We start from the raw sequence: 14,122 nt of genomic DNA on the forward strand, positions 1-14,122 counted from the left end.
CATGTTAACGGCATCGACTGGCTAGTGATCACAGCTTTTGAAGAACTGAAAACTATGTTTATCGAAGAAGCCGGTACGATACCCTCTTGCTTCTCTACCGCCAGCGAATTGAACCTAGTTGATCAGGCAAAGCGAACTTATAGATATTTGCCTACTCTCAGCGGCGTAATCACCGATATCGGTACATATCAAAGACAGGGTAACGAAGAAGATTTGGACCCACAGCTTGCCTGCTTAGTTGAGGGGCATGGTCGGGTATTTATCTATCACGGCGGCTTTGTAGCTTTTGTGGATGACGAGCAAACCTTTATTACCCGAATAGACTGAAAATTATTCAGTAAGTTGAAATTGGCGAATTGGCATCCCTAGCAAGGAATGGGGCATAAATAAGTTAAATACTTTACTTTCAAAGGGTGTGAATCAACTCTGAACTTGAGGGCGTTGAAGACTCTTTATACAAGAATGCGTGATGCTCACATGGCCTTTCTCGCACATCTGACCGATAAGGATATTGGAAATGTTATTAGGATGTAGGGAACATCATTGACCATGTGCTACAAGGCATTCAGGCATCCTGCCTATCAGATGTGAGCTTAGCTTTCGAGGTACAGGTCGTTCTTTGGCATCTGACCCATATGGATATGGGGAATGTCATTATGATGTCGGGAACATCATTGACCATGCCATCACGACATTCGTGAATCCATTCACATCAGATGTACCATCGGGAGCGTTAGCATTTTCACTTCTTATTACAAGATGGGCCAAAGCAGTCTACAAACGAAGTCCAAAGCTAGATAAATCCCATGGCGATCTTTTCGCAGCTGTTGTTTTGTAAATAGAGAAAATGTTGCGGTGCGGCTGGGCCCATTCTTGAATAAAGAGTAAAGAGGGAACAGCCGTTGGTTTCCTTTTGGTCTGGTGTGGGTGAAGCGCCACGATGTTAGTGGCCACAGGCCATATATCCGACTCATAATAGGCAGCAACACATGAGAAAATACCTATTTTATTCAATACCGTCAGATTTAATACCACTAACTATTTGCTCAACAACCAAATTAGCCCACGCTGAATATATTGGTACTCCTGGGTGAAACCCATCGCTGGCCATCACTTGACGCATAAACTCCAGCATAGTGATATCGGGTTGTGGGTTTTCTAATGGTAATTTAATTAATCTGAAATCTGTCGGCTGGTCAACTTGTTGATTCAACTTAATAAGTAATTGCTGTAACTGGCGGTTAAATTGATTTGCACGCTGACCTAAACTCCAGCGAAGTGGATGGGGCAATGCAGGAAATAACCCCAAAGGCGGTAACGCTGTGACCAATATCAATCTGGGCGTGTATCGCTTTGTAATCAGCTCAAATAACGTTTTTTGTTGCAGCAACCACTTGTCGCAACTGATTGATGAGGTAATGTCATTCACCCCTAATGATGTCACGATGACGTCATAATGCGTTTGCCCGAGTATGGGATGTGCGTTATCAATCTGCTCTTGTAAGGCTTGTAAAGTGGTCGATGTAGTCGAGCCTGTTTTAGCAAACAAGCCATAACTAAACTCGAGTTGAGGACTTAATTGCTCAATAACCTGCCCTAACAATGCATGCTGTTGAAATGCCACTCCAACGCCAGCCGCCGCTGAGTCACCTAAAATTAATAAGCTCAGAGCAGGATTAGCACCAGTTTGCCCCACTCGTTCGCCTTCAGGTTCAGGCAGCCTTGGCGTAGTACGACGAACGTTAAGCCCCTGAAACACCAACAACGGGGCTAAAATGAGTGACACACCCTGATACAACATTGTTTATCCTTAATACCAATGACGATTAATCGAACCCTAATTTCGACTTACTCAACATTAGATGTTCATTAAATGCAAAATCGACTGTTAACGATTATCAGCAATAAAATTCACTACAACATCAGCTAATAATTCGCCTTTGTCCTCTTGCAAAAAGTGCCCTGCAGCAACGATAGTGGTGTGCTTTTGCCCTTTTGTTCCAGGAATGAGTTTTTGCATCAAGGCATCGCCGCCCGCAGTAATCGGGTCTGAATCACTAAAGGCTGTTAAAAATGGCTTTTGCCATTGGTTCAATACTTTCCACGCGGCGCGGTTTTTATCAGCTGCAGGATCGTCTGGGGTTATTGGCACTAATAACGGAAATTGACGCGCGCCCTCTTTATAACGCTCGTCTGGAAACGGCGCATCGTATGCGGCAATAATCTCAGGCGTTAAAGTCGATACACAGGCACTGTTAATTAAGTTGCCGGTTGGGAATATTTCAACGTCTTGTGAAAACTGACGCCACTTTTGAAACGCTTCACCGGGTTCATGGTCACCGGTTGGCAACATGGTATTAGCACAAACTATTCGTGCTAAACGCTCGCTTTCTTCGGCGGCTAAACGTAACCCAATTAACCCGCCCCAATCTTGGCAAACCAAGGTAATGTCGGTGAGATTAAGTTGCAGCATTAATGACTTTATCCAATCAACATGACGTTGATAGGTATAATCGAGACGTTTAGTCGGCTTATCTGAACGGCCAAAACCAATAAGATCAGGGGCAATAACACGATGACCAGCGTTAACAAGGATGGGGATCATTTTGCGATACAAAAAGCTCCAAGTCGGCTCACCATGCAATAACAATATTGGTGCGGCATCCTTAGGACCTTCATCAAGATAATGGACTCTCAGTTCACCACCTTCAGTGTCATCAACGGTTAAGTAATGCGCTGTAAAGTGGTAGTCAGGCAAATTGGCAAAACAACTGTCGTCGGTGCGTAAAAATTCCATATGACTTCCCTTCCTTATTATGTTTTCTATCAATATTGTCTGAGTAATTTAACCTCACGCGAACTAAACTTCATGGCTTATCTTCACTGATCCAATGAGTGTTTACGTCACTGTATCAGTCATCAATAAAACGAACTGATATTAACTAAGATCTTTAATCGCTCGGCCTATGCCATCAACGGTTAACGGATACATTTTGTTGTTCACTAACTGCTGAATAATGGAAATTGAGTGATGTATTGGCCATCGACTTTCTGGTTGTGGATTGAGCCAAGCGACTTTATTGAAATGCCCCAGCAATCGATTCATGTATTCAATGCCAGGCTTTTCATTCCAATGCTCAACACTGCCACCTTTAGCGATAATCTCGTAAGGTCCCATGGTCGCATCGCCGACAAATATGACTTTGTAATCTGCACCAAATGTTCTGATGACTTCTTCTAAATCAATCACTTTATCAAAGCGGCGGTTATTGTCTTGCCAGACTTTGTCGTACACACAGTTATGAAAATAAAAGAATTTTAAATGTTTAAACTCGCTGTGCGCCGCAGAAAAGAGTTCTTCACATGTATGAATATAATCATCCATAGAGCCGCCGATATCGAAAAACATCAACACTTTAACGGCGTTGTGACGTTCCGGTTCCATGTGCACATCTAACATGCCGCCATTTTGTGCAGTGGAACGGATAGTCGTATTGATATCAAGCTTTTCGCTGGCGCCAGTGCGGGCAAATTTTCTGAGTTTTTTAAGCGCTAATTTAATATTTCGGGTCCCAAGATCACGGTCTTGGTCGAAATTTTTAAACTCGCGTTTATCCCATACTTTCACAGCACTGTTGTTACGGTTTTTATCTTGGCCGACTCTAATCCCTTCAGGGTTATAGCCGTAGGCACCAAAGGGCGAAGTGCCACCCGTACCAACCCACTTGTTACCGCCAGCATGGCGTTTTTTCTGTTCTTCTAGACGTTCTTTTAACGCCTTCATTAATGCTTCAAGCCCGCCTAAGGATTTAAGCTTGTCTTTTTCTTCTTGTGAAAGGTGCTTTTCAAACTCTTTACGTAACCAATCCTCAGGCAGAATTTTATCAAAAATATCAATACTTTCGATGCCTTTAAAATACTCAGCAAAGGCATTGTCGTATTTGTCATAGTGGATTTCATCTTTAACCATGACAATTTTGGCAAGGTTATAAAACTCTTCCACATCTGCAAACACAACCCCAGCTTTTAATAACGCAATTAAGTCGAGTAGCTCACGTAAGCTACACGGTACTTTGTGCTTTTTTAGGGTCATAAAAAAATCAATAAACACAATGCACTACCTGTTTCTGCGGCTCATGAAAGCCAGCTTTTCAATTAATGAAACGTCTTGTTCATTTTTAAGCAATGCACCAAACAAAGGAATAATGTCTGATTTTTTATCGAGCAAAGTGTCTTGAGAGATATCGTCTGATATCAGTAGCTTAAGCCAGTCGATCAATTCTGATGTTGAGGGTTTTTTCTTAATCCCATTGACGTCACGTAAATCGAAAAACACTTCTAATGCTTGCTGTAACAAGTCCTGCTTAACATTAGGATGATGCACGTCGATGATCTTAGCCATTTCATCTTTGGTTGGAAACTTAATGTAGTGGAAAAAACAGCGTCTTAAAAATGCATCTGGCAGCTCTTTTTCGTTGTTAGAGGTAATGATGATAATAGGACGTTGTTTAGCCTTGATAACCTGTTGAGTTTCATACACATAAAACTCCATTTTATCGAGCTCTTGTAATAAGTCGTTTGGAAACTCGATGTCGGCTTTATCGATTTCATCAATCAATAAAATCGATCTTTGATCTTCTTCAAACGCCTGCCACAATTTACCTTTAACGATGTAGTTACCAATGTCATGCACACGCGCATCACCTAACTGGCTGTCGCGTAGTCGTGACACCGCATCGTATTCGTATAAGCCTTGTTGCGCCTTGGTAGTAGACTTAATGTGCCATTGATACAGTTTACAATTAAGTGACCGAGCCAGTTCTTCTGCTAACTGTGTTTTGCCCGTGCCCGGTTCGCCCTTAATTAATAACGGTTTTTCTAAGGCTATGGCCGCATTTACCGCTAAAGTAAGCTCGTTTGAGGCAATGTAGTTATCTGTACTTTTAAACATGGTCAACCTTTTCATTTATGTCACTTTGTCGTCGCAAAGCTTGTTATGTATTAGCTTGTGCAAATATTAGGCTTTAAGCCACGTTAATGGCCACTGGAGTGCCATTAAATGCTGCATTTCCCGTTAGCATATCAACTCTAGCCGCATCCGTTAAATCATTAATGCTCACACCAGGTTGGGCAGAAGCCACCGACATATTGGTGCCTTGCTGATTATGGCCCCACCCTTGCGGCATACTCACAACACCTTGTTGAATATCGTCGGTAATTGTCACTTCGATTTTGATTTGGCCAACGGTAGAACTGACTGACACGATTTGCCCCTGTGTTATCCCAATCTGTTTAGCATCTTCAGAATGCACTTCTAAAGTACACGGATTTTTACCCTTAGTTAACCGCTCAGAGTTTTGTGTCCAAGTATTATGGCTTTTCACTAATCGTCGGCCGATTAAGTCAAATGGATATCTGTTATCACGAGCAGCTTGAGTCATCACGGCATTTAAGCGTGGCAAGTCATCAACATACACTTGCGGGAATAAATTAACCTTACCATTTTCGGTTTTAATGCGTTGTTCGATACAAGGCATTAACGGGCCAAGATCAATACCATGTGGATTATCAATTAACGCTTGCAAGCTGATGCCTTGCTCGCCATAAGGGCCATTTTTGAGTTCCATATCCAGTATCATTTCTGGGGTAACGTTTTGCATTGGGTCATCGGCAGGCAGGTTTAGCATTCTGGCTGATATCTCTTTCAGAATTTGCCAATCACTACGTTGGTCAGGCTCTTTTTCAAATAATGGTGCTGAGTACTTCACCGTGTTGCGCACCGAAAATGAATTAAAGAAAATATCAAAGTTGGAGTTCTCTACTCCTGTTGTGCCAGGTAAAATAATATCAGCGTATTTAGTGGTTTCATTTAAATAGATATCAACCGACACCATGTATTCAAGCCCAGCAAAGGCTTGTGCCAGTTTATGGCCACTGGGCGCTGACAAAACAGGATTGCCCGCGACAGTGATGAGGCTTTTAATTTGCCCTTCACCCTCGGTTTGTATTTCTTCTGCTAAGGTTGCTACCGGAAACTCGCCATTAAAGAATGGCAATTGACGAACACGAGTTTGATGTTGACCAAATGAGCTTTTATGGCCACGTTTATGATTGCGTAATAAATCAAACGCAGGTTGTGGAAACATCGCCCCACCGGCACGGTCAAAATTGCCGGTAATAATATTGAGCACATTGGTGAGCCATAAACATAAGCCGCCAAACGTTTGAGTTGACGCGCCCATGCGGCTATAACACACCGCAGAGTCTGCAGCTGCCATGTCATCTGCAAGCATGCGAATACTCACAGCATCAATACCGACAAATTCTGCTATGGCTTCTGGCGAATAGGCCTTGGCAAGATTGGCTACCTCATCAAACCCTTCAACCATGTTATCTAAATGACGTAAATTAACTTTATCATTGGCAAACACACAGTGAATTAATGCCAGTAACAACAGTGCATCTTTTTCAGGTCGAATAAATAAATGCTGATCAGCAATTTTAGCGGTGCGGGTTTTACGCGGGTCCACTACAACAATTTTTCCACCACGTTTTTGAATCGCTTTCATTCGCCCTATCACATTGGGCGCGGTCATCATGCTGCCGTTTGATACCACCGGATTCGCGCCAATGATCAACATAAAGTCAGTTCTATCAATATCCGGAACCGGAATTAACATGCCTGCGCCAAACATAAAGTTAGACGCAACATGATGAGGTAATTGATCGGCTGAAGCTGAGCTAAAGCGATTGACCGTGCCCAATGACTTCATAAAAGGTTTAAGCACTAACGCATTGCCTAAGCTGTGGGCGTTAGGGTTACCTAAATACACCGCTAATGCATTTTTGCCATGTTGCTGCTGAATACTTTTGAACTTATCAGTAATTTCGCTAAATGCGTCATCCCAACTAATGGCTTTCCAGCCAGAATCGGTACGCTTAATCGGTGTTTTTAAGCGATCTTTGTCGGTATAAAAATCTTCTAAAGCCAACGCCTTAGGGCAGTTATAGCCTTGGCTGAAGGGATCGAGCTGATCGCCTTTGATCGACAAAATTTGCTTATCTTGATAGCTGATTTCCAAGCCACACATGGCTTCACAAATATTGCAATTTCTATAATGGGTTTTTATGTCGCTCATATATATCGCCTGACTTGGAAAATGAATGTAACTGAACTGCTAGCGATAACTCAGCTAATAACGCACCTAATAACACAATGCTGACTGTGCTATTAGGTTTATTTGGCGAGGTTATGTGGTGGCTAAGTTCAGTTATGCCCCATTAATAAATAAGGCATATCGATTGCTGATGGCCATAACACTTACAGTTTGACGATTAACTTGCCTTTGTTTTTACCGGTAAAAAACAAATTCAAGCCAGTCATTGCAGACTCAAGTCCATTTAATACGTGGGCACGATGCTTAATTTGCCCTTTCATGACATAAGGGGTTAATTTTTCGAGTAATGCAGGCACATCACCGAAATGATCTGGCATGGTGAAACCTTGGATAATCAAGCGCTTTTTAATCACTTGGATCCAATTCGGGCCTAAATCAGGAACCGCTTTCGGGTAATCTGCAATCATGCCGCACACCACAATACGTCCATGGGCATTCATTCTGGCAAACACATGATGTTGAATTGGGCCGCCGGTATTTTCAAAATACACATCAACACCATCTGGGGTTAACTCGGCAAGCTTTGCTGCTATATCGTCGGTTTTATAATTAACTGCGCCATCAAAACCAAGTTCGTTAACAATCCAATCTGCTTTTTCGTCGCTGCCGACAACGCCAATCACTCTTAGGCCATCTGCTTTGGCTAATTGGCCGACAATAGAGCCAACTGAACCTGCCGCGCCAGAAACCACAATGGTTTCACCTTTTTGTGGTTTACCTACGTTGAAAAGACCTTGTGTTGCTGTTAAGCCCGGTAACGCGAAAACAGACAATATCGCTTCGTCTGGTAACGGTGCCGTCACTTTATTTAAGCCTGCGCCGTTACTTAAAAAGTATTCTTGCCAGCCCATCATGCCCATTACACGGTCGCCCACGTTAAAATCTGGGTGATTGCTTTCAACAATCTCACCAATGCCAGAACTGCGCATCACATCACCTAACTCAACTGGTGGAATATAGCTTTCGGTGTCTGCGCTCATCCAACCAAACATGGCAGGATCCAGTGACATATGATTCTGTTTTACCAAAAATTGCCCTTGTGCCACTTTCGGCATGTCTTTTTGGACCACTTCGAATAATTCAGGACCGACTGGGCCACCGGTTGGACGGGCGATTAAGTTAATTGCTTTGTATGTGGTCATGTTCAAATCCTTTTTTAATGAGTTAACGTCAACATAGTAATGACGCGTTTTTAATTGATATCCAAAAATGAAATCTTATTGCCGTTAAGCCAGTAACTGCTCAATACTTTTAATGCTGTGAATATTTTGCTGTTGATAAAAATGCTTAAAATGCTCAGCTAGCTTTTCACTTTCCACAAACACCTGCTGCCAATACTGTAAGCGCTGCGCCGGTTTCATTTCGACAAAATCACTACGGTCGGGGATTTTGCTAAACGGCAATGATGCGACAAATTCAGCGGATGGGCACAGGAGCACAGTTTTGTCGTAGTGTTGCAAACGCACTTTGCGAGACAGGTTTTTATCAAACCAACCCGGCTTTAATGTAGAACTGAAATGTGGATACAGAGTTAACCCTTCATTTTGAATATTAAAATCAAAATGATAGTCAATAATCCCGCCATCGCGGTACATGCCTTGTGGGCAATCGGCAATGTCTTTTATGCCTTGCATAACGATAGGAATAGAGCCAGATGCTAATAGCGCCGCTTTAATATTACGCTGGCTCAATGCCATGGACGTGGTAGCAATATTGTCAGGGTCATAAATAGCCAAATCGCTTTGACCATGTTGAAAAATATAACGTTCATACTGACTGTTAAGCAGTGGCCTGCTGATGGTATTTCTAATAAAACTATTAAATAAGCCCGCCCCTTGCTTGAGTTTATTTTCTGATGCAACCAATCCATTGCATTTAGCCACAATAAAATGGGCTTTAAAGACCGGGTTATTAATTATTTCATCTGCACCAGTGTCACCAAATAACTCATCGAGTAACTCAACTGCTTTGGCTGTTATTTCATCTGGTTGTGGTTTAGTGTCATTAGAATAAACAGTTTCACTGTAATTTTTGGCTAAACGTTCTATCGCCGCAACCGGGTCATTTTGGGCAAAGCACGCGGCGCGAAAAGCGCCAGCACTTGATCCAATCAGGTTTAAAGGTTGTTGTCTGCCTTTAAAAAACTCACCAAAAAGGTATTTGTCTAAGCCCAGTAAGGTGAACCATTTAGGCCCACCACTGGCACCAAGAAAAGAGCTGAATAACTCTGGAGTAAACCCCTGTTGCTGTATTGTTTTTAAAGCCGTTTTACCGGCATATATTTCTAACATATGATTCTTATTATTAAACTGCCGCAATACATGCCGACAGCTGCCCTTGTTATTTTATGCTTGTGCCTGATTCCGAAGATCTTTACGCAATACTTTACCCACATTACTTTTAGGCAATTCATTCATAAACTCAATGATTTTAGGCCGTTTATAGTTAGTCAGCATTTTATTGCAGTGATCAAAAATATCTTGTTCTGTTAATGTTGGGTCCTTACGCACGATATACACTTTGACGCGCTCGCCAGTAATATCACAAGACACACCCACCGCAGCGGCTTCAAGTACGCCTTCATGAGACACTATCACTTCTTCAATTTCGTTAGGGAACACATTAAAACCAGACACGTTAATCATGTCTTTTTTACGGTCAACAATCTTAAAGAAACCATTTTCGTCCATAGTGGCAATGTCACCGGTTGCCAACCAACCGTCGATTAATACTTCATCGGTGGCTTTTTGGCGATTGTAATAGCCTTTCATTACTTGCGGGCCTTTAACCCACATTTCACCCGGTTCACCTAGTGCAACATCTTCACCATCGGCACCGACTAAACGAATATCGGTTGATGATGCCGGTAAACCAATCGAGCCGTTGTAGCTTTTTTGGTTATAAGGGCTCATTGTCACTAATGGCGCACATTCTGTTAATCCATAGCCTTCAAGTAAACGACTTTTAGTCACTCGTTCCCAATGTTCTGCAACCGGCCTTTGCACCGACATTCCGCCGCCAAAACCCATTTTTAATGCACTGAAATCAAGTTGATCAAACCCTGGAGTATTCAACAGTCCGTTAAACAAGGTGTTCACACCCGTAATCACGGTAAAGCGATATTTAGCCAGTTCTTTAACAAAGCCGGCCATGTCTCTTGGGTTGGTGATTAATAAGTTAGTGCCACCAAATGGCAAGAAGGCTAAGCAATTAGAGGTTAGTGCGTAGATATGATAAAGCGGCAATGCAGTGATAATCAGCTCTTTGCCTATTTCATAAACGTTCTTGGTAACCGCATTGGACTGCTCAAGGTTGGCAACCATATTACGATGGGTCAGCATGGCACCTTTTGAAGGGCCTGTAGTGCCGCCTGTGTATTGTAAAAAGGCTAAGTCAGAACCGATAACATGAACTGGCTTAAAGGTTTGTTTGCTGCCTTTTGCCATGGCGTCATTAAATTTAACCGCATTAGGTAAATCGAACGCTGGCACCAATTTCTTCACGTGCTTAATCGCGCCGTTAACTAATGCGCCTTTAATCAGGCCTAATCGGTCACCCACACCAGTGGTGATAACATGTTTAACATCGGTTTTATCAATGACTGCCTGCAATACATGGGCAAAGTTTTCTAAAATTAAAATGGCTTTAGTGCCTGAGTCTTTTAATTGATGTTCTAATTCACGCGGGGTATACAGTGGATTAACATTCACCACTGTTAAGCCTGCGATAAGTGCACCAAATAATGCGATAGGATATTGCAGTGTATTGGGGATCATGATGGCAAACTTATCGCCTTTCACTAGCCCTAAGTCTTGCTGTAAATAGGCTGCAAAGTCTGTCGCTTGCTGGGCAAGCTGTTGATAAGTAATGCTGACATCCATGTTGATAAACGCCGTATTAGTGGCATATAACTTGGTATATTTTAAAAACAAATCTGCCAACGAGTTGTATTTATCTGGATCAATTTCAAACTCAACCCCAGGCGGATAACTCTTTTCTAGCCAAATCCTTTCCATAATACTGTCCCCAATTATTACAATATTGTCAGCTGCCTAACTCGGCTGCTGTGATTATTATTTTTATTCTTAACAAACACTAACCTACACTCAGTTTTACAACACTTCAAATAAACCTGCAGCGCCTTGACCACCACCAATACACATACTGATCACCACGTATTTAACACCCCGACGTTTACCTTCAATTAACGCGTGCATCACCATACGAGTACCGCTCATGCCATAAGGATGACCAATAGAGATTGCGCCGCCGTCAACGTTCAAACGATCGTATGGAATACCCAGTTGTTCGGCACAGTAAATGACCTGAACCGCAAATGCTTCATTGATTTCCCACAAACCAATGTCATCAATATTCAAACTATGACGTTCAAGCAACTTAGGAATGGCAAAAATTGGACCTATGCCCATTTCATCTGGCTCACAACCTACAACCACCATGCCTCGGTAAACACCTAACGGCTTAAGACCGCGTTGCTCAGCGAGTTTTCGTTCCATTACCACAACAGCTGCAGCACCGTCAGACAATTGCGATGCGTTACCGCCAGTAATTGAGCCGTTATCTTTAACGGCTTTTAAACCCGCTAAGCCTTCAATATTGGTTGAAGGACGATTACCTTCATCTTGAGTTAAGGTGACTTGTTCTTTAGTGATATCACTGCTGGCTTTATCCATCACCAATTTTGTACACGTAACAGGCACAATTTCGTCATCAAATTTACCTGCAGCTTGTGCATCAGCAGTGCGTTGTTGCGAGATTAATGCATAAGCATCTTGTGCTTCACGCGAGATGCCATAACGATTAGCAACCACTTCGGCGGTATCAAGCATCGGCATATAAATCGCTGGACGATAAGCTTTAACGCTTGGGTCGACGGCTCGGTGCATGTTCATTTTATCGTTTTGAACCAAGCTGATTGAGTCACAACCGCCAGCCACCACTACGTTAGCGCCATCACAAACAATATGATTGGCAGCGATAGCAATAGACATTAATCCTGATGAACATTGACGATCTACCGTCATACCAGGCACAGACACTGGCAGTTTTGCCGCCATGGCCACTTGACGACCAAAGTTCATCCCCTGGTTACCTTGAGTTAACGCAGCACCAAAAATACAATCTTCAATTTCATTTGGGTCAATACCCGCACGTTCAACGGCTGCATTAACAGCAACTGCGGCTAATGTCGGTGCAGATAAATCGTTAAATGCTCCGCGGTATGCTTTACCAATAGGGGTTCTTGCTACAGATACAATGACGGCTTCTCTCATGATAATTCCTTTTTTTATCTGTCTTCAAAGACATGTATTTTTTATGTTTGCTAGTGCGAGCTTACTGTTAAAGGTTTTGCTGCTCATGCAGTATCGCCATTAATATCAAGCTCAATCTGCATCGAATAATCTATTGCTGTTGCGACTTCATAAAAGCCATCGCTTTCATCACAAATTTCTCGCCTTGTTGAGCCCCAGACTTCAATGCTTTTTGATTATCTTGCGCGGTGAGTTGCGCCCAGTTGTCACGCACCGCTTCTGGGGTTTGTGATGCTTTGGGAATAAAACAGCCTTCGGTTTCAAAAATACTGGCACTTGAATAACCGCCCGCACCAGCACATAAAATAAACCGAGTTGGCGCAAGTTCATCACACAGGGTCAGCATACCCGCAGTAACAGCCTCTGGCGCGAAGGCTTTAACGATTTCTTCTGGCATTAAATCTTCTGTCATACGCGTGCCTGCTGTTGGGGCCAACGCATTAATGTGGATGTTATTTTTGGCACCTTCAAGCACTAAGGTATTCATTAACCCAAGCACTGCCATTTTGGCTGCACCGTAGTTAGACTGACCAAAGTTACCGTACATGCCGCTTGACGATGTGGTCATCACAATGCGGCCATAATTTTGCTGCTTCATGATTTCCCATACCGCTTTAGTGCAGTTTACTGAGCCCATCACGTGTACATCCATCACTAGCTTAAAGTCATCTAAGGTCATTTTCGAAAACGATTTATCGCGTAAAATCCCAGCATTGTTAATTAAAATGTCGACACGGCCCCATTTGTCCATGGTTTGCTGCACCATGTCTTGTACTTCATCAAAGTTGGCTACGTTTGCGCCATGACTAATGGCTTCACCGCCCATTTCTTCAATTAAACGAACCACATCTTGTGATGCTGCAGAAGATGCACCGCTACCATCGCGTGCGCCACCTAAATCATTTACCACGACTTTGGCGCCACGTTTAGCGAGCTCCAATGCATGTGAGCGGCCTAAACCATTACCGGCACCTGTGACTATGGCTACTTGTCCTGCAAAACTGATCGTCATGTTGGTTCCCTCAATATACTGATAAATCATCTTGTTATAATGTAGTTATATGTCTGATTACTTGACCATTTGCACAGAAATCCACTCAGCCACTAATGCCGGAGTATCTACACCTTCAATTTCAATGGTTACTTCTGTTGATAAACGGAATTGTCCTGGTTTCTTTTCTTCAATCGAAAGGGTTTTAGCGTGTGCTCTAATGCGGCTATTAACGGTAACAGGCTGTAAAAACCTCACCTTATCGAAACCGGCATTCAAGCCCATATAAAAACCGTCAATGATGACGCTAAATTCTTCAGCAAAATGTGACAGCATCGAAAGTGACAAGAAGCCATGGGCAATGGTCGAGCCAAAAGGCGTGGCTTTGGCTTTTTCTTCATCTACGTGGATAAACTGATGATCCAGTGTGCAATCCGCAAACTGATTAATCTGATCTTGAGTGATTTGATACCAGCTTGTTGGCTCGGCTTGGAAGCCAATATAGTTTGTGATGTCGTTACGATTGATGACTGTCGGCATTGTTCCCTTTCCTTTTGTACGTTCAGGTACTGTCCATGAATGAAATTTAAGCGATATCTCATGCTAATTGGGCTGAACAC

The 14,122-nt window shown here is 42.8% G+C and carries 12 protein-coding genes; 1 reads left to right on the top strand and 11 read right to left on the bottom strand.

All coding sequences use genetic code 11. The features are described 5' to 3' along the window. The coding region (locus H5181_RS00005; protein WP_182749670.1) for a hypothetical protein at nucleotides 1–327 on the top strand (327 nt) is incomplete at its 5' end. Between the two features lie 679 nt (nucleotides 328–1,006). On the opposite strand, the gene H5181_RS00010 is transcribed toward H5181_RS00005, so the two are convergent. The 11 genes from H5181_RS00010 to H5181_RS00060 all read right to left on the bottom strand — a co-directional run bounded on the left by H5181_RS00010 (nucleotide 1,007) and on the right by H5181_RS00060 (nucleotide 14,042). Beyond that, on the bottom strand, nucleotides 1,007–1,801 hold the full coding sequence (locus H5181_RS00010) for an SGNH/GDSL hydrolase family protein (RefSeq protein WP_182749672.1): 795 nt from the start codon (nucleotides 1,799–1,801) through the stop codon (nucleotides 1,007–1,009). 87 nt (nucleotides 1,802–1,888) lie between these two features. Beyond that, nucleotides 1,889–2,797, bottom strand: coding sequence for a haloalkane dehalogenase (locus tag H5181_RS00015; RefSeq protein WP_182749675.1), 909 nt, complete (start codon nucleotides 2,795–2,797; stop codon nucleotides 1,889–1,891). Between the two features lie 141 nt (nucleotides 2,798–2,938). Beyond that, the gene (locus tag H5181_RS00020; RefSeq protein ID WP_182749677.1) at nucleotides 2,939–4,111 is read right to left on the bottom strand and encodes a VWA domain-containing protein; all 1,173 of its coding nucleotides are present in this window, start codon (nucleotides 4,109–4,111) and stop codon (nucleotides 2,939–2,941) included. 6 nt (nucleotides 4,112–4,117) lie between these two features. Further along, complete coding sequence (locus tag H5181_RS00025; RefSeq protein ID WP_011637514.1) at nucleotides 4,118–4,951, bottom strand: MoxR family ATPase; 834 nt, start codon at nucleotides 4,949–4,951, stop codon at nucleotides 4,118–4,120. Nucleotides 4,952–5,024: 73 nt separating this feature from the next. After that, a complete protein-coding gene (locus H5181_RS00030; protein WP_182749679.1) occupies nucleotides 5,025–7,139 on the bottom strand; it encodes a molybdopterin-dependent oxidoreductase in 2,115 nt (704 codons plus the stop codon). A 182-nt stretch (nucleotides 7,140–7,321) separates the two neighbouring features. Further along, nucleotides 7,322–8,320, bottom strand: coding sequence for an NADP-dependent oxidoreductase (locus tag H5181_RS00035; RefSeq protein WP_182749681.1), 999 nt, complete (start codon nucleotides 8,318–8,320; stop codon nucleotides 7,322–7,324). A gap of 84 nt (nucleotides 8,321–8,404) precedes the next feature. Continuing rightward, a complete protein-coding gene (locus H5181_RS00040; RefSeq protein WP_182749683.1) occupies nucleotides 8,405–9,469 on the bottom strand; it encodes a patatin-like phospholipase family protein in 1,065 nt (354 codons plus the stop codon). 54 nt (nucleotides 9,470–9,523) lie between these two features. Next, a complete protein-coding gene (locus H5181_RS00045; RefSeq protein WP_182749685.1) occupies nucleotides 9,524–11,194 on the bottom strand; it encodes an AMP-binding protein in 1,671 nt (556 codons plus the stop codon). A 96-nt stretch (nucleotides 11,195–11,290) separates the two neighbouring features. Next, a complete protein-coding gene (locus tag H5181_RS00050; RefSeq protein WP_182749688.1) occupies nucleotides 11,291–12,472 on the bottom strand; it encodes an acetyl-CoA C-acyltransferase in 1,182 nt (393 codons plus the stop codon). A 130-nt stretch (nucleotides 12,473–12,602) separates the two neighbouring features. After that, complete coding sequence (locus H5181_RS00055) at nucleotides 12,603–13,523, bottom strand: SDR family NAD(P)-dependent oxidoreductase (RefSeq protein WP_011637520.1); 921 nt, start codon at nucleotides 13,521–13,523, stop codon at nucleotides 12,603–12,605. A 57-nt stretch (nucleotides 13,524–13,580) separates the two neighbouring features. Next, nucleotides 13,581–14,042 carry a MaoC family dehydratase gene (locus H5181_RS00060; protein ID WP_059743536.1) on the bottom strand — a complete coding sequence of 154 codons (462 nt, stop codon included), beginning with the start codon at nucleotides 14,040–14,042 and terminating at the stop codon, nucleotides 13,581–13,583. Nucleotides 14,043–14,122: the final 80 nt, after the last annotated feature.

Origin of the sequence: Shewanella sp. SG44-2 (assembly GCF_014164215.1) — a bacterium.
Classification (GTDB): Bacteria; Pseudomonadota; Gammaproteobacteria; order Enterobacterales; family Shewanellaceae; genus Shewanella; species Shewanella frigidimarina.